Source organism: Sphingomonas sp. IBVSS2 (genome assembly GCF_002127225.1).
GTDB lineage: Bacteria > Pseudomonadota > Alphaproteobacteria > Sphingomonadales > Sphingomonadaceae > Sphingomonas.
This window is the reverse complement of record NZ_NFUR01000005.1, coordinates 197,410-214,347: the sequence shown is the minus strand read 5'-3', so window position 1 is coordinate 214,347 and position 16,938 is coordinate 197,410. Positions and strand designations below refer to the sequence as shown.

Annotated in this window: 15 protein-coding genes; 12 read left to right on the top strand and 3 right to left on the bottom strand. The window is 69.2% G+C overall.

Translation table 11 applies throughout. The features are described from left to right. The first annotated feature begins 60 nt into the window (after positions 1 to 60). Together CAP40_RS16515 and CAP40_RS16510 are read left to right on the top strand one after the other, a co-directional pair. Positions 61 to 1,479, top strand: coding sequence for a hypothetical protein (locus CAP40_RS16515; protein WP_144034400.1), 1,419 nt, complete (start codon positions 61 to 63; stop codon positions 1,477 to 1,479). Between the two features lie 474 nt (positions 1,480 to 1,953). Next, positions 1,954 to 3,456 (top strand): DEAD/DEAH box helicase, encoded by a 1,503-nt coding sequence (locus CAP40_RS16510; protein WP_086130642.1) that lies wholly within the window; start codon positions 1,954 to 1,956, stop codon positions 3,454 to 3,456. Here CAP40_RS16510 and CAP40_RS16505 read toward each other — a convergent pair. Both CAP40_RS16505 and CAP40_RS16500 read right to left on the bottom strand, forming a co-directional pair. Beyond that, on the bottom strand, positions 3,453 to 4,397 hold the full coding sequence (locus CAP40_RS16505) for an alpha/beta hydrolase (protein WP_086130641.1): 945 nt from the start codon (positions 4,395 to 4,397) through the stop codon (positions 3,453 to 3,455). The genes CAP40_RS16510 and CAP40_RS16505 overlap by 4 nt on opposite strands. 68 nt (positions 4,398 to 4,465) lie before the next feature. After that, entirely contained in the window at positions 4,466 to 5,380 is a 915-nt protein-coding gene (locus tag CAP40_RS16500; protein ID WP_086130640.1) for a tetratricopeptide repeat protein, read from the bottom strand. A gap of 267 nt (positions 5,381 to 5,647) precedes the next feature. Here CAP40_RS16500 and CAP40_RS16495 point away from each other — a divergent pair, with 267 nt between their 5' ends. From CAP40_RS16495 to CAP40_RS16470, 6 genes are all read left to right on the top strand, one after another. Next, positions 5,648 to 6,202, top strand: coding sequence for a F0F1 ATP synthase subunit delta (locus CAP40_RS16495; protein ID WP_086130639.1), 555 nt, complete (start codon positions 5,648 to 5,650; stop codon positions 6,200 to 6,202). Between the two features lie 10 nt (positions 6,203 to 6,212). Further along, positions 6,213 to 7,742, top strand: coding sequence for a F0F1 ATP synthase subunit alpha (gene atpA / locus CAP40_RS16490; protein WP_086130638.1), 1,530 nt, complete (start codon positions 6,213 to 6,215; stop codon positions 7,740 to 7,742). 10 nt (positions 7,743 to 7,752) lie between these two features. After that, positions 7,753 to 8,370 carry a LysE family translocator gene (locus CAP40_RS16485; protein WP_086130637.1) on the top strand — a complete coding sequence of 206 codons (618 nt, stop codon included), beginning with the start codon at positions 7,753 to 7,755 and terminating at the stop codon, positions 8,368 to 8,370. Then, positions 8,371 to 9,252 (top strand): F0F1 ATP synthase subunit gamma, encoded by an 882-nt coding sequence (locus tag CAP40_RS16480; protein ID WP_086130636.1) that lies wholly within the window; start codon positions 8,371 to 8,373, stop codon positions 9,250 to 9,252. A gap of 24 nt (positions 9,253 to 9,276) precedes the next feature. Then, positions 9,277 to 10,803 (top strand): F0F1 ATP synthase subunit beta, encoded by a 1,527-nt coding sequence (gene atpD / locus CAP40_RS16475; RefSeq protein ID WP_256924295.1) that lies wholly within the window; start codon positions 9,277 to 9,279, stop codon positions 10,801 to 10,803. Positions 10,804 to 10,929: 126 nt separating this feature from the next. Next, complete coding sequence (locus tag CAP40_RS16470; RefSeq protein ID WP_086130635.1) at positions 10,930 to 11,187, top strand: ATP synthase F1 subunit epsilon; 258 nt, start codon at positions 10,930 to 10,932, stop codon at positions 11,185 to 11,187. Between the two features lie 117 nt (positions 11,188 to 11,304). On the opposite strand, the gene CAP40_RS16465 is transcribed toward CAP40_RS16470, so the two are convergent. Beyond that, the gene (locus tag CAP40_RS16465; protein ID WP_086130634.1) at positions 11,305 to 11,748 is read right to left on the bottom strand and encodes a DUF6265 family protein; all 444 of its coding nucleotides are present in this window, start codon (positions 11,746 to 11,748) and stop codon (positions 11,305 to 11,307) included. A gap of 84 nt (positions 11,749 to 11,832) precedes the next feature. On the opposite strand from CAP40_RS16465, the gene CAP40_RS16460 reads away from it, so the two are divergent. The 4 genes from CAP40_RS16460 to CAP40_RS16445 all read left to right on the top strand — a co-directional run bounded on the left by CAP40_RS16460 (position 11,833) and on the right by CAP40_RS16445 (position 16,881). After that, positions 11,833 to 12,540, top strand: a complete 708-nt coding sequence (locus CAP40_RS16460; RefSeq protein ID WP_086130633.1) for a helix-turn-helix domain-containing protein — start codon at positions 11,833 to 11,835, stop codon at positions 12,538 to 12,540. A gap of 69 nt (positions 12,541 to 12,609) precedes the next feature. Beyond that, complete coding sequence (locus tag CAP40_RS16455; protein ID WP_086130632.1) at positions 12,610 to 14,085, top strand: hypothetical protein; 1,476 nt, start codon at positions 12,610 to 12,612, stop codon at positions 14,083 to 14,085. A 56-nt stretch (positions 14,086 to 14,141) separates the two neighbouring features. Further along, positions 14,142 to 15,701: a CpaF family protein gene (locus CAP40_RS16450; RefSeq protein WP_086130631.1), complete on the top strand. Its 1,560-nt coding sequence runs from the start codon at positions 14,142 to 14,144 to the stop codon at positions 15,699 to 15,701. 25 nt (positions 15,702 to 15,726) lie between these two features. Next, positions 15,727 to 16,881 (top strand): aspartyl protease family protein, encoded by a 1,155-nt coding sequence (locus CAP40_RS16445; RefSeq protein ID WP_086130630.1) that lies wholly within the window; start codon positions 15,727 to 15,729, stop codon positions 16,879 to 16,881. The last annotated feature ends 57 nt before the right edge of the window (positions 16,882 to 16,938 follow it).

Below are 16,938 nucleotides of genomic sequence, written 5' to 3'. Positions count from 1 at the left end.
CGATTGGCGCCGCTGCCCGGCTCCGTCCTCCCTGTCGAAGTGGCCGGACGAGGATGAAACATGGCGCGACGCATATCCCTGATCCTGCCCCTGTTGCTCGCCGCCTGCAGCGGAGGGGGCGACACCACCGCGCCGGGGCCGGCCCCCACGCCATCGCCCAGCCCCAGCCCGACGCCGAGCCCCACGGCCTCCGGCGACCCGCTCGACCAGGCGATCGGCGACGCGGCGGCCGCCATCCGCGCCGACACTTGCCGGCCCGCCGGCGCGAACTGCGCCTGGACCGACCGCGCCTACAGCCCGGCCGAATTCGAGATGGCGCCGAACAGCGGCGAAGCCATCCTGATCATCGACAGCCTTCCCCGCCTGCCCGTCCGCGCCATCCGCTTCCGCAAGCACATCAAGGGCTATTTCCGCCTGGGTGCCGGCGGCCGGATGGACACCGCGACAACCAGCTGGCGCATTCCGGCGGCGCTGTGGAATGCGCTGGATCGTTTCTCCGGCCCCGCCTTCGTGCCCAGCCAGCGGCTCGCGCCGATCGGCGATGCGGCGAACCAGGCCTATGACGGCATCGCCTTCGACAATATCGGCCATGGCAGCACCGTCTTCTCGCTGATCGCCGACAACAGCCCCGCCCAGCCGCTGGTGCTGATGGACGCGATCGACCTCCCCGCCATCGCGGCCGCCGACTATTGCGATGCCGCCGGCGGGGACGCGGCGCAGGCGCGGCTGGTGCAGGCCGCCCGGCGCGCAGCCGACGCGATCGTCGCGCTGATGCGCGCCAACGATGTCCGCTTCGTCAACTACAGCGCCGGCCACACCTTCCAGACGGTACGCGACAGCTGGCAGGCGCGCTGCGGCACGCCGCTGCCCGCCGAGGCCGTGCTGCGCGACCGGCTCGCCGCCTATGCGCCGATCTATGCCGCGCTGTTCGGCACGCCCGGCGTGCTCGCGGTGCAGGCGGCGTCGGAGAGTGACGGGCTCCACGACGCGCCCTATGACCAGCGCATCCCGGCCTATCGCAACCGCATCCGCACCGGCTATTTCACCACCCTTGCATCGGGGCTGGACGATAGCGGGCGCGGCGACATCGCCGTGCTGCAGGGCTGGCCCGCCCGCGCCGATGCCGACATCTTCGTCAACACCGGCGTGCTGCCCCAGCGCCCCAATGCCTTCAACCGCACGCCGCTGCTCCAGTCGGACGATTTCAGCACCGCGCTCTTCCCGATCACCGCCCCGCACACTTCCTGGGTGGCGCCCTTGGCGCTCGCGCGCATGATCCAGCTGCGCTTCGCGCAATTCCCGAACCGGCCGTTCGACGACGCCCTGATCGCCGACATCTTCGGTGCCGCCACGCCCGCGCTCTGCCCCGGCCAATGGGACGATCGCTGCGCCTTCCAGGACCCGATGCTCCATGGCCAGACCGAAGCGGTGCGGCTGGGCCTCCGGCCGCGGGAATATACCGGGATTGCCGCCCCCTAGGGTCAATCGACATTCAGGCTGAGAGGGTGGTTTGGCAGGCCGGAACACTCCGAACCAACCTTCTTCGTCACCCTGAACTTGTTTCAGGGTCCAACGTGCCGCCAGCGGTATCGCTGGTGGAGAATTGGATGCTGAAACAAGTTCAGCATGACGGAAGGGAGAGGTTTCGACAGGCAACTCCCTTCCCTCGCCACCGGGAACGGAAAGGACAGAGCTGAATGTCGATTCGTCCTATGCTTGGCGCCCATCGCAGCGGGCAAGGGCGGCTCGCCAGCCGGCTTCCTTGACGGAAACCGATTTCATCGCCATATGCGCGGCCATCGAGCCGGCATGGCAGCGTGATCGGACGCAAGGCGTCCCGGCCCCGGCTCGGTTGATTTCACGGCTTCCCTAGTCACGCGGGTCGTCATTTTTGACCCCGCCTTCGCGTTCGGAATCCGTCCGTGCGCGCCGGCCGTACGCACAGGACAGATAATGCAATTCAACGAACTCGGTCTCTCGGAGACCGTTCTCGCCGCGCTTGCCGCCAAGGGCTATAGCGAGGCGACGCCGATCCAGGCCAAGGCGATCCCGTCGCTCCTCGAAGGGCGCGACCTGCTCGGCATCGCCCAGACCGGCACCGGCAAGACCGCCGCCTTCATGCTCCCCTCGATCGACCGGCTGGTCGCATCGGGCAAGCGCGCCCAGCCGCGCGGCTGCCGCATGCTCGTGCTCGCCCCGACCCGCGAACTGGCCAGCCAGATCGCCGACCAGGCGCGCCACTATGCCAAGGGCACGCGCCTCACCGTCGCCACCATCTTCGGCGGCACCTCGATCCACAAGAACAAGACCGACCTCGCCAAGGGCGTCGACATCCTCGTCGCCACGCCGGGCCGCCTCGTCGACCTGATGGACCAGTGCTACGCGATCCTGATGGGCCTCGAGATCTTCGTGCTCGACGAAGCCGACCAGATGATGGACCTGGGCTTCATCCACGCCCTCAAGCGCATCGTCCGCGAGCTGCCGGCCAAGCGCCAGTCGCTGTTCTTCTCGGCGACCATGCCGAAGACGATCCGCGAGCTCGCCGGCCAGTTCATCAAGGAGCCGGTGGAAGTGAAGGTCACGCCCGAGGCGACCACGGCCGAGCGGGTCGAGCAGCGCGTCACCTTCGTCCAGCAGGCCGAGAAGCAGGCGCTGCTGACGATGATGCTCAAGGAGATCGAGATCGATCGCGCGCTGGTGTTCACCCGCACCAAGCACGGCGCCGACCGCGTCGTCCGCCTGCTCGCCGGCAACGGCGTCGCGGCCAACGCGATCCACGGCAACAAGAGCCAGCCGCAGCGCGAGCGCGCGCTCGGCGAGTTCCGCGCCGGCAAGGTGAAGATCCTGGTCGCCACCGACATCGCGGCGCGCGGCATCGACGTGTCGGGCGTGAGCCATGTCTTCAACTTCGAGCTGCCGAACGTGGCGGACCAATATGTCCACCGCATCGGCCGCACCGCGCGCGCCGGCAATGACGGCGTGGCGATCAGCTTCTGCGCTGAGGACGAGCGGCCCTATCTGCGCGACATCGAGCGGCTGATCCGCCAGAAGCTCGCGGTGGTGCCGCTGCCGGAAGGCTTTGTCGCCGCTGCCGAGAAGATCAAGACCAGCCGCGTCAACGTGCCGCAGAGCCGCGACCAGCAGAACGGCGCCCGTGGCCGCGAGATGCAGCGCGACGGCCGCCGCCCGGGCCAGCCGCAGCGCCAGCGCCGGGACGAGCGTCCGCGGGGCGACCAGCCGCGCCGCCATGACGAGCGCGGCCCGCGCCCCGAGGCTGCCGGCGCGGCCGCCGGCGAGCCGCGTCCGCGCCGCTTCGACGCGCCGCAGGGCGAGCAGCCCCGCAACTATGCGCGCCCCAAGCGCAAGTGGCAGCCCCGGCCGACCGGCAGCGGCGGCGGCCAGCGTCAGGGCCAGGGCCAGGGCGGCGGCCGCCAGGGCGGCAATCGCGGGCGCTAACGCGCAAGGAGATAGTCGCCGACAGCGTCGAACAGCGCCTGTCGGCGATCCTCCAGGTGCATCCGGTGCGCGCCGTCCGCGAGAGTGACGCAGCGCGCACCGCCCGGCACGCCCGTCAGCCGGCCCGCCAGCCACGCCACGTCCGCGTCGCTCGCCAGCGGGTCCCAGGCGCCGCGCACGATCAGGGTCGGCGCGCGCACCACGCCGGGATCATAGGGGAAGCGCCCCGACCACATATCGGCGAAATCGGCATCCGGCCCGCTCGGCACCCTCACGCCCGCCGGATCCCGGCCCGCGCTGCCCGGGTCGCTGGCGAGATAGGCAGCCGCCCAGGCGTCGAAACGCTCGGGCGCGATCGGCGAGCCCCGGCCTTCGGGCACGCCGGACTGGAAACTGCGCCACTGATCCTCGCGCGTGACGAGAGTCGCGCCCCTGGCCGGCATGGGGCCGCCACCAGCCTCCCTCTGCGCGAGCGGACCGAACAGCACCAGCCGCTCGACCATTTCCGGCCGTGCCCCGGCGAAGATGCCGGCGGGGAGCGTCCCCCAGCTATGCGCGATCACCAGGAGCTTCGCGCCGCCGCGCCGCGCCCGGATATGCGCCGCGACCCGCGCGATCTGCTTTGCCGCGGCATCCGCCCGGCCATAGGGTGCACTCCCGCGCATCGCCGCCGGCCGTCCCGACCCGCCATAGCCGGCGAAGTCGAACGCCCAGACATCGAAGCCCCGCGCCCGCAGATCGTCCATCCACGACCGCCCGTCGATCCGCCATCCGACCGACAGCGCCGATGGAAAAGTGGCGCCGTGCACATAGAGCACCGGCATTCCCGGTCCGGCCAGGCGGCGAACGCACAACGCCGGCATGGCGGCATCGCCGGCGAGGCGAATCCCTTCCCCGGCAGGCGCGGTTCCATCAGGGGCGGCGAGAATCGGTTCGAGCATCGGTTCCTCCAATCGATCCGCCGGATGCGGCCGATCGGAGAAGCGACGCTTCGGCCCTTACCGAAACTTCACCGCCACCGCGCGCGGATCGCCGCATCCTCGCGGCCGGCGGTCAGCCGGATCGCGCGGTCGGCGCCTTCCCGGCCCTCGGACGCTCCCGCCCGCGCAGCCGCATGGTACAGCTCCAGTGCCTTCTCATACTGGCCGGCCTGCTCGGCGCAGAGGCCCAGGTCGAAGCTGATCGAGGGATGGTTGGGCACTTCCGCCGCCAGGGCGGCCCAGCCGGCGCAGGCGCCGCGCACGTCGCGCTTGGTCAGCTTCACCAGGTCCTTGAAGCGCTTCGCCTGGTCCTTGCCCATGCCCTTGTCGCTCTCGCGCACGCGGATGGTATAGGTCGAGAGGGTCGGCGCGATATCGCCCCGCACCGAATGGCCCAGGCTGCGGATCGCATCGGCGATCACTTCCTCCACCGGCGCCGGGCGATCCTGGTTCCCTTCGCACCAGCTGCTTTCCTGGGTGAACGGCTTGGTCACCGAATAGACGATCCGCCCGTCGCGATTGCGCACCATGCGCAGATCGGCCTTCACGCTGACGATCCGGCGGCGGCAGCGCACCTCCACTTCCTCCTCGCGGATGCACTTCTTCTGATTGGCGCTGTCCTTCTCGACGCAGCGCTTCTCGCGCCGCCGGAACGGCGATTCGTCGACACCCGTCGTCACGCCGCCGGTGAGCGAGCCCTCGGCATTGTTCCGCCCGGCGCGGCCGCCCATCAGGCCGAAATGCGTGTCGGACAGCCCCTGCTCGATCGCCCGGGCCAGCGCCTCGCCGTCCTGCCCCTCGATGCGGTCGATCGAAATCGAGCGCAACAGGCTGGCCTCGCGGTTCGGCGCGGCGAGTTCGCCGCGGATCTCCAGCACTTCGGCATGGGCGATGCCGGCGAACAGGCCCGCGATCGCGATGCCGCCAAGAATCCGCTTGTTCACTTCACCCTTCCCCCCAAAAGGTCGTCGCGGGCGCCGTTTACCACACGAAACGATTCGGTACATGCCCATGGCGGCCCTTGTTTCGAGAGTCGTTCATGGCGTGCGAATCGGACTCGGGTTGCATCCCCGTGACACCGATGCTAACCGCGCCGCGACCCATAGGGGGCCGTATGGGGCAGCCGTCAGAGTAATACTTTGATGGAGCCGGAAATCGGCCCCCAATTCATATGGGGCTGAAACCCGAACCTCCGAGAGGAACCCGATCGCGTGGAGAATTCCGCCGGTATCCAGGCAAGCCTAAGCGGACGCTACGCTACCGCCCTGTTCGAGCTCGCGCGTGATTCGAAGGCCCTGGGCCAGGTCGAGGGCAGCCTCGGCACCGTGGCCAAGGCGCTTGCCGAATCGAGCGACTTCAAGGCGCTGACCGCCAGCCCGCTGGTTTCGCGTGCCGACGCCGCCAAGGCCGTCGCCGCCGTCGCCGCCAGCCTGAAGCTCGATGCCACTACCACCAGCTTCCTGGGCGTGCTGGCGCAGAACCGCCGGCTGAACCAGCTGCCCGCGGTGATCCGCGCCTTCCGCCAGCTGGCTGCCGCCCATCGCGGCGAGACCACTGCGGAAGTCGTCTCCGCCCATCCGCTTTCCGCCGCTCAGGTCGACGCGCTCAAGCAGCAGCTGCGCGCCCGCATCGGCCGGGAAGTGGCCGTCGACCTCTCGGTCGATCCCTCGCTCCTTGGCGGGCTGGTCGTGAAGATCGGCAGCCAGATGATCGACAGCTCGATCAAGACCCGACTCAATTCCCTCGCGCACGCGATGAAAGGCTGAAGGCTAAGACATGGATATCCGCGCCGCAGAAATCTCGAAGGTCATCAAGGACCAGATCGCCAATTTCGGCTCCGAGGCCCAGGTCTCCGAGACCGGCCAGGTGCTCAGCGTCGGTGACGGCATCGCGCGCATCCACGGGCTCGACAACGTCCAGGCGGGCGAGATGGTCGAGTTCGCGAACGGCGTGCAGGGCATGGCGCTCAACCTCGAGGCCGACAATGTCGGCGTCGTGATCTTCGGCTCGGACGCCGAGATCCGCGAGGGCGACACCGTCAAGCGCACCGGCACCATCGTGGACGTGCCCGTCGGCAAGGGCCTGCTCGGCCGCGTCGTGGACGGCCTCGGCAACCCGATCGACGGCAAGGGCCCGATCGTCGCCGAGAAGCGCAGCCGCGTCGAAGTGAAGGCGCCGGGCATCATCCCGCGCAAGTCGGTGCACGAGCCGGTGCAGACCGGCCTCAAGGCGATCGACGCGCTCGTGCCCGTCGGCCGCGGCCAGCGCGAACTGATCATCGGCGACCGCCAGACCGGCAAGTCGGCCGTCGCGATCGACACGTTCATCAACCAGAAGACCGTCAACGCCGGCAATGACGAGAGCAAGAAGCTCTACTGCGTCTATGTCGCCGTCGGCCAGAAGCGCTCGACCGTCGCCCAGCTGGTGCGCACGCTCGAGGAGAATGGCGCGATGGAATATTCCATCGTCGTCGCCGCAACCGCTTCGGATCCCGCGCCGCTGCAGTTCCTCGCGCCGTACACCGGCACCGCGATGGGCGAGTATTTCCGCGACAACGGCATGCACGCGCTGATCGTGTTTGACGATCTGTCGAAGCAGGCCGTCGCCTATCGCCAGATGTCGCTGCTGCTGCGCCGCCCGCCGGGCCGCGAAGCCTATCCGGGCGACGTGTTCTATCTCCACAGCCGCCTGCTCGAGCGCGCCGCCAAGCTCAATGACGCCAATGGCAACGGCTCGCTCACCGCGCTGCCGATCATCGAGACCCAGGCGGGCGACGTGTCGGCCTATATCCCGACCAACGTGATCTCGATCACCGACGGCCAGATCTTCCTCGAGACCGACCTGTTCAACGCCGGCATCCGCCCGGCGATCAACGTCGGCCTCTCGGTGTCGCGCGTGGGCTCCTCGGCCCAGACCAAGGCGATGAAGAAGGTCTCGGGCTCGATCAAGCTCGACCTCGCCCAGTATCGCGAGATGGCGGCGTTCGCCCAGTTCGGTTCGGACCTCGACGCCTCGACCCAGCGCCTGCTCAACCGCGGCGCGCGCCTGACCGAGCTGCTCAAGCAGCCGCAGTTCAACCCGCTGCCCTTCGAGGAGCAGACGGCGTCGATCTTCGCCGGCACCCAGGGCTTCCTGGACGCCGTCGCGGTGCAGGACGTGGTGCGCTACGAGGCGGCGATGCTCGCCGACCTGCGCGCGAACCACGCCGACATCCTGAGCGCGATCCGCGACTCGAAGGACCTGTCGGACGAAGTGAAGGCGAAGCTCAAGACCGCCCTCGAGGCGTTCGCCAAGACCTTCGCCTGATCGCCAGCCGATGGCCGACCACTCCCTCCTCGCATGGACGCTGCTCAGCGTCGGCCTCGTGCTGACGCCCGGGCCGGACACCATGCTCGTCGCGGGTCACGCGGCGCGGGGAGGCGTGCGGGCCGGCCTGGCGGCGGTCTCGGGCGTGGTGCTCGGGGGACTGTGGTACATGGCGCTGTGCGGCTTCGGCTTCCTCGCCGTCCTGTCGGTCTTCCCGGCGCTGTTCACGGTGGTGAAGGCCGCCGGCGCGATCTACCTGGCGTGGCTCGGCTTCAAGCTGATCCGCGGCGCGATCCAGCCGGCTCCCGCCACCGCCGAGGCGCCTGCTCTGGGCAAGCCCTTCTGGCAGGGACTGCTCACCACCGCGCTCAATCCCAAGGTCGCGCTGTTCTTCCTCGCCATCCTGCCGCAGTTCGTCGGCACCGGCGCTGACGCCCCGCTCAAGGGCGCGCTGCTGATCGCAGTGCCCTATGTGCTCGGCGGCTTCTGGCTCACCGGTATCGTCTTCGTCGCCGCCCGTGCGGGCCGCGCCGCGAAGCAGAGCAGCGCGATGCGCTGGATCGAGGGCGTGCTCGGCGTCGCATTTGTTGGTCTCGCGGGCCGTCTGGCCCTTGCTCGGAATTCGTAAATGGCAAGTTTGAAGGCCCTCAAGATCCGCATCGGCTCGGTGAAGTCGACGCAGAAGATCACCAAGGCGATGAAGATGGTCGCCGCCGCCAAGCTGCGCCGCGCGCAGGAAGCGGCCGAGGCCGGGCGCCCCTATGCCCAGCGCCTCGAAGGCGTCGTCGCCAGCCTGGCCGGCAAGGTGACGGTGAGCGAGAGCTCGCCCAAGCTGCTCGCCGGCACCGGCAAGGACCAGGTGCACCTGCTCGTCGTCGCCACCAGCGACAAGGGCCTGGCCGGCGCGTTCAACACCAACATCGCCCGCCTGGCCCGCCGCCATGCACAGGAGCTGGTGGCGCAGGGCAAGACAGTGAAGATCTACACGATCGGCCGCAAGGGCCGCGCCGTGCTCAACCGCCAGTTCCCCAAGGACATCGTCCATTCGATCGAGCCGGGCGACCTGGGCAAGCTGGGCTTCGCCGATGCGCGCGGCTATGCCGACGACCTGATCGCGCGCTTCGAGGCGGGCGAGTTCGACGTGGCGACGCTCTTCTACTCCACCTTCAAGTCGGTCCTCGCCCAGGAGCCGACCGCGCAGCAGATCATTCCGGTCGCCGTGCCGGCAGCCGTCGCGGAGACGCCGGGCAGCGGCGCCGCCGTCACTTATGAGCCCGACGAGGAATCGATCCTCGCCGACCTGCTGCCGCGCAACGTCGCCGTCCAGCTCTACCGCGCGATGCGCGAGAACGCCGCGTCGGAGCAGGGCAGCAAGATGACCGCGATGGACAACGCCACGCGCAACGCCGGCGACCTGATCAAGCGCCTCAACACGCTGTACAACCGTCAGCGCCAGGCCGCGATCACCACCGAGCTGGTGGAAATCATTTCGGGCGCCGAAGCGCTCTAAGACCGTTCGAACGAGGAAACAGCAATGGCAACCGAAGCTCCGATCGCAGAGAAGCCCGCCCGCAAGCCGCGCGCGACCAAGCCGAAGGCGGATGCCGCCGGCACTCTGCCGACCACCACCAACAATGTCGGCCGCATCAGCCAGGTGATCGGCGCCGTCGTCGACGTCGCCTTCGAGGGCGCGCTGCCGGCGATCCTTTCGGCGCTCGAGACCGACAATAACGGCAACAAGCTCGTCCTCGAGGTCGCCCAGCACCTCGGCGAGAACACCGTCCGCACGATCGCGATGGACTCGACCGAGGGCCTGACCCGCGGCCAGACCGTCACCGACACCGGCAGCCAGATCCAGGTCCCGGTCGGCCCGGCGACGCTCGGCCGCATCCTCAACGTCGTCGGCGAGCCGATCGACGAGCGCGGCCCCGTGGCCACCGATCTGCGCGCGCCGATCCACGCCGAGGCCCCGCTCTTCATCGACCAGTCGACCGAGAGCGCGATCCTCGTCACCGGCATCAAGGTGATCGACCTGCTCGCGCCCTATGCGAAGGGCGGCAAGATCGGCCTGTTCGGCGGCGCCGGCGTGGGCAAGACCGTGCTCATCCAGGAGCTGATCAACAACATCGCCAAGGGCCATGGCGGCACTTCGGTGTTCGCCGGCGTCGGCGAGCGTACCCGCGAGGGCAACGATCTCTATCACGAGTTCCTCGACGCGGGCGTCATCGCCAAGGACGCCGATGGCAACGCCATCTCCGACGGTTCGAAGGTGGCGCTGGTCTATGGCCAGATGAACGAGCCGCCGGGCGCCCGTGCCCGCGTCGCGCTGTCGGGCCTGACGATCGCCGAATATTTCCGCGACGTCGAAGGCCAGGACGTGCTGTTCTTCGTCGACAACATCTTCCGTTTCACCCAGGCGGGTTCGGAAGTGTCGGCGCTGCTCGGCCGCATTCCTTCGGCCGTGGGCTATCAGCCGACCCTGTCGACCGACATGGGCGCGCTGCAGGAGCGCATCACCTCGACCAACAAGGGCTCGATCACTTCGGTGCAGGCCGTGTACGTCCCCGCGGACGACCTTACCGACCCGGCGCCGGCGACGTCGTTCGCCCACCTCGACGCGACGACCGTGCTCAACCGCGCGATCTCGGAGCTCGGCATCTATCCGGCGGTGGATCCGCTGGATTCGACCAGCCGCGTGCTCGAGCCGCGCGTCGTCGGCCAGGAGCATTACGAGACGGCCCGTGCGGTCCAGTCGATCCTGCAGAAGTACAAGTCGCTGCAGGACATCATCGCCATCCTCGGCATGGACGAGCTCTCGGAAGAGGACAAGCTGACCGTCTCGCGCGCCCGCAAGATCCAGCGCTTCCTCTCGCAGCCCTTCCACGTCGCCGAAGTGTTCACCGGCATCCCGGGTGCGTTCGTGCAGATCGAGGACACCATCAAGTCGTTCAAGGCGGTGGTGAACGGCGAGTATGACCATCTGCCGGAAGCCGCCTTCTACATGGTCGGCGGCATCGACGATGCCATCGCCAAGGGCAAGAAGCTGGCCGAAGAGGCGTAAGCTGCAAATTCCCCTTCCGCTTGCGGGAGGGGTTAGGGGAGGGCCTGTAAGGGCCGGCCCTCCCGTTGGAAATTGACAGGCCCTCCCCCGGCCCCTCCCGCAAGCGGAAGGGGAGAGGATTAGAAAATGAGCCTGCACTTCGAACTCGTCACCCCCGAAAAGCTCCTCCGCTCGGAGGAAGTGCACATGGTCGTCGTCCCCGGCACCGAGGGCGATTTCGGCGTGCTCGAAGGCCATGCCCCGCTGATGTCGACCATCCGCGACGGCAATCTCGAGATCTACAAGGCGGGTGCCACCACGCCGGAGACGATCCGCATCGAAGGCGGCTTCGCGGAAGTGAACGAGAAGGGCCTGACCGTCCTCGCCGAGAAGGCCGAGGGCTGAATCACGAGAGAAGCCGGCGGATCGAACCCGCCGGCTCCGTCATCCCGGTGAAAGCCGGGATCCCCGGGGAAGCTCTCGTCCCGCCTCTCGCGGCCTGAGATCCCGGCTTTCGCTGTGCTACCGGCTCACCCGCCGATAGGCCCAGCGCATCGGCTTGCCGCCATCGGCCAGCGAAATCTCCGCCATCAGCATCTCGCCCTCGCGCCAATAGCGGATGCGCTGCGGATAATCATGCGCCGCGTTGACGAAGGTGATGCCCTGCCCCGCCGCGTCGTGCGCTGCCGCCCGGAAATCGGTCGCGGCCTGTCCGGCCGGCTCGGCATGGAAGACGAACCCGGCCGCATCGCCGCTGATCCGCATCGGCTCGCGCCGCGCACCCTTGGCGCTCGTCGTGACGGTGACGCCGCGCATGACCTGATCCGATCCCATCGGCTCCCAGGTCTCGCAGGTCGTGCGGCCGCCCCGCGGCTCGGTGCACCATTTGCCGACCAGCCAGCCGAACGGCATTTCCTGCGGACCGGCCAGGCCCAGTCCGGCGAGCAGAATGATGTTGGCGATCATCTCGAATCCTCCCTGTTCCGCGTGGCGCGATACGCCGCGCCGCCCGCGCTGGCTTGAACCGACGCGACATGCGAGGCTGGCGTCATGGACTATGCCGAGCTGCCCTTGCCGCCCGCGCTCGCCGGCCTCGCCGCCGCGGTGTGGACGCTCGCCGCCAGCCAGCCGGGATGGGTGGAGCATGAGGCGACGCCCGATGGCTGTGTCGAGCTGATCCGCCGCCATGCCGGCCGCTCCGAATGGCGGCGCGGCCAGCCGGAATATTTCGCCACCGGCCTTTCCGATCGTCCGATCCGGTTCGGCTTCAGCGGCGACGCGCGCTTCACCGCGATCAAGCTCTGGCCCTGGGCGTGGCACGCGCTGGGCGGCGCGCCATGCCCCGGCTTCGCCGACGACTGGATCGCGATTGCCCCGGATTCGCCGCTGGCGGCGCTGCTGGAAGGCGATCCGGTCGCCAACCTCGCCCGCGCGCTGGCCGGCATCGCGCCGCCCCCGCTGGCCATTGCGATCCTGGCGTCGGACAGCGTCGCCGCGATTTCCACGCGCACCGGCCTGCCGCACCGTCGCCTGCAGCGCATCTTCGCGCGCGAGCTGGGGCTGGCCCCGCGCACCTATTTGCGGCTGCTCCGCTTCCGCGAGGCGCTGCAGGACGTCCAGCAGGGTGCGGACACGCTCGCCGGCACCGCCGCGGCGCGCGGCTATGCCGACCAAGCGCATATGGCCCGCGATTTCCGGGCGCTTGCCGGGATGCCGCCCAGCGACGCCCGCACCCGCGCGCGCGGGCCTTTCCTCTAGGCATGGCCGCTACCCGGTCTTAACCCCATGGGCCTATTCTCCAGCGCACGAGAAGGGGGACCCGAGACCATGGCAATGGCGCGCTGGCAGAGCCTCGAACGCTCGCGCCCGGCACTGTTCGCCCTGTTCCTGCTCGTCGCGCTGGCGGTGCGCTGGCCGTCCTATGGCGAGTGGAACTATGCCGTGGACGACCAGTATTTCGCGCTGGTCGGGCGCAGACTCCTCGCCGGCGACCTTCTCTATGTCGACATCTGGGACCGCAAGCCGCCGCTCCTCTATCTCACCTATGCCGCGATCGCCGGGGTCCACCCGTCGGCCCTGGCCTATCAGCTCGTCGCCACGGTCTTCGCCGCACTCGGCGGCTATGGCACCGCGCGAATCGCCCGGATGATCGCGCCCCTTCCGGCGGCGCTGATGGCCGGCATCGCCTATTGCGTGCTGCTCACGCGCTTCGGCGGCGGGAATGGCGAAGCTGCGGTGTTCTACAATCCGCTGATCCTCGCCACCGCCTGGTCGATCGCCGCCAGCATCGCGCAATTGCGGCGCGGCGTGCTGCCGCCTCGCGTACTGCTCGGCATGCTCACCGCCGGCCTGGCCATCGGCTTCAAGCAATCGGCGGCGTTCGAAGCCCTGTTCTTCGGCATCGCCACCCTCGCGATCCTGGCGCGCAGCGGCATGGACTGGCGCGCGCTGGCGGTTCGCGCCGCGGCGATGGCCGCGCTCGGCGCGCTGCCCCTCGCCGCGATCGGCCTCGCCTATTGGTGGATGGGGCATTTCCCGCAGCTGTGGCAGGCGCTGGTGCTGTCGAACCTCGCCCGCGCCTATGATGCCGGCCGGATGACGCGCGCACTGGCGCTGGCCGGGCTGTTGTGCCTTCCGCTCCTGTTCGCGGTCCTCGGCTATCTGCGCGGTCGTGCCGGCCGGCCGGCACCACTCGATTTCCTCGCCTGCTGGGCGGGGGCGGCGACCCTGGCCGTCGCGATCTTTCCCGGCCTCTATCTCCATTACGCCCTGCCCCTGCTGGCCCCGCTGGCGATACTGGGCGCGCCCTTCTTTGCCCGGCCGGGAATCGGCGCGCTCGGTTTCGCCGCGCTGCTGGTCCTCAATCTCGCGACGTCGGACATGTTCGACCTGCGCGTCCGTGCGCGCGCCCGGCCTGCCGCTGCCGCGCTGGTGGAGCAGGTGCGCCAGGCAACGCCGCATGGCAGGCTGCTGGTGTTCGGGATGCCGAGCTATCTCTATGCCGCGATCGGCAGCGCCCCGCCCAGTGCCCTCGCCTTCCCCGCCCATTTCTACGAAGGCGCGGAATCGGGCGCGAGCGGCATCGACGAAGTGGCCGAGCTGCGCCGCGTGCTGCGCGCGGCGCCGGAAACCGTCGTCGTCCAGGAGCCGCTGCCGGCCGCGCCGCTGAACCAGGCGAATGTCGACCAGATCGCTCGCTATGTCCGCCGCTGCCAGGCCGTGCGGCGCATGACGATCTACGATCATGAGGGGGAGAAGCGCATGGCCGTCCATAGCGGCTGCGCCCACGCCGCGGAAGATTAGGCAAATCTCAAGCCTTCGCGGTTAACGCTCGCCGAACGAGGGGACATTGGATTCTGATGAGCGCTTTCGGACGACGCAGCGGATTGGGTGGTGGACCGGCAGGCCGGCCGGCGTTCGGTGTCGCGCGGCCGATGCAGGGCGGCGGGCCGCTGCCGCGCCCCGTGGATCCCGCGCCGCTGGGCGGCGAGCAATTCCCGCCGATCAACTCGGTGCCGCTGCCCGGCCAGGGCGGCGCGGACGGATTCGAGCAGCGTGACCCTAGCGGCCCCAGCGTCGCCAGCGCGGAGGCGATGCAGCGCCTTGCCGATCGCCAGGCCGCGGCCGGCGAGCAGGGCAATTCGCGCGTCGAGGGCTTCGAGGCCTCGATTCACCGGATCAAGGAACAGGTGCTGCCGCGCCTGCTCGAGCGCGTCGACCCCGAAGCGGCCGCGACGCTCAGCAAGGACGAGCTGGCCGAGGAATTCCGCCCGATCATCGGCGAAGTGCTCGCCGAGCTGAAGCTCACGCTCAACCGCCGCGAACAGTTCGCGCTCGAAAAGGTGCTGGTCGACGAGCTGCTCGGCCTGGGGCCGCTCGAGGAACTGCTCGCCGACACGGCCATTTCGGACATCATGGTCAACGGGCCCGAACAGACCTTTGTCGAACGCAAGGGCAAGCTCGAGCTGGCCAATATCCAGTTCCGCGACGAGGAGCATCTGTTCCAGATCGCGCAGCGCATCTGCAACTCGGTCGGCCGCCGCGTCGACCAGACCACGCCGCTGGCCGACGCCCGCCTGAAGGACGGCAGCCGCGTCAATGTGATCGTGCCGCCACTGTCGCTGCGCGGCACCGCCATCTCGATTCGCAAATTCTCGGCCAAGCCGATCACGCTGGACATGATGGCCCAGGGCGGATCGATGTCGCAGAAGATGGCGACCGCCCTCAAGATCGCCGGCGCCAGCCGCTTCAACATCGTCATCTCCGGCGGCACCGGCTCGGGCAAGACGACGATGCTCAACGCCCTGTCGAAGATGATCGACCCGGGCGAGCGCGTGCTGACGATCGAGGACGCGGCCGAACTCCGCCTGCAGCAGCCGCACTGGCTGCCGCTGGAGACCCGCCCGCCCAATCTGGAGGGCCAGGGCGAAATCACCATCCGCGACCTCGTCAAGAACGCACTGCGCATGCGCCCCGACCGCATCATCCTGGGCGAAATCCGCGGCGCCGAGTGTTTCGACATGCTCGCCGCCATGAACACGGGCCATGACGGCTCGATGTGCACGCTCCACTCCAATTCCCCGCGCGAGGCGCTCGCCCGCATGGAGAACATGGTGATGATGTCGGACATCAAGGTGCCCAAGGAAGCGATCAGCCGCCAGATCGCCGATTCGGTCGACCTCATCATCCAGGTGAAGCGCCTGCGCGACGGCAGCCGCCGCGTGACCAACGTCACCGAGGTGATCGGCATGGAAGGCCCGGTGATCGTCACCCAGGAGCTGTTCAAGTTCGAGTATCTGGACGAGAGCGCCGACGGCAAGATCATCGGCGAATATCGCTCGATGGGCCTGCGCCCCTATACGCTCGACAAGGCCAAGCAATATGGCTTCGACCAGGCATTGCTCGAGGCGTGCCTCTGATCGCCTGACCGGCTAGACCGTGCCGATGCTCGGTTTCCTCCTGCCCCTCGCATTCGCTTCGGCGCCGCCGGTTTCCAATGGCGAGGAAGCGAAGGACGGCATCACCCTGGCGTCCGACAGCGAGGCGCGCTGGATCGCGTTCGACCTGACGCCTTCCAACCAGATCCGCTTCGAGGCGGTGCTGAACGGCCGGCCCGTGCGCGCCGTGCTCGATACCGGGCTCACCAACACGCTCGCCACCCAGGATTTCGCCGCCCGCGCCCGGCTCGCCACCGGGCGCCGCCAACCCGCCCTGGCGATCGGCGGCGGCGTGGAAGTCGCCTGGGCGCCGGGCGGCACGCTCGTCATCGGCGGCCTCACCCGGCGCGGCGGCCGCATCGCCATCCCGGACGCGCCCGGCCAGGACCGGTTCGGCGCCGACCTGCTGATCGGCAGCGATGTGCTGGGCTGCTGCGCGCTCGACATCGATTATGCGGTGCGCCGCTTCCGCATCCTGCCGAGCGGCCGCATGCCCTTCACGGGCGCCACCGCGCCGCTCGCGCTCCAGCGCAACACCGGCGTGCCGGTCACCGAGATCCACCTTGGCGGCACGCGGTTGCGCCCGATGATCGTCGATACCGGCGACGGCGCTTCGGTGACGCTGAGCAAGGCCGCCTGGACCAGCGCGAACTATCGCGGCGCCACCCTCACCACCACGCTCGGCTGGGGCATCGGCGGCGCGCTGGTCAGCGAGGCGGCGGTGATCACCGGCTTCACCCTGGGCGGCAACATCCTGTCCGAGACCGAGGTCCGCATCGAAGGCGAAGGCGGCTATTCCACCGCCGCCGGCGCCGCCGGCCGGATCGGCACCGGGCTGCTGCTGCGCTACCGCGTGCTGCTCGATCCGCGTGCCGGGCGCATGGTGCTCCAGCCCGCCCCCAACCCCGCGCCACCGGTACTGCGCTCGACCAGCGGGCTGCTGCTCGGCGCCGGGGGCACGCATCTGCGCGTCCTCCACGTCATGCGCGGCTCGCCCGCCGCCGAATCGGGCTGGCGCGAAGGCGAGGCGATCTGCAGCGCCGACGGCTTGCCAGTAGCCGGGCGGCCGATCGAATGGAGCGCGGGCGCGCCGGGGCGTGTGGTGGCTCTCGGCATGTGCGACGGCACCGAACGCCGGCTGACGCTGCGGAAATTCTATTAGGGCAGGCGCCGCGGGCCGCCGCCATTGACGCATCGCGGATATAGTGCATTATTCAAG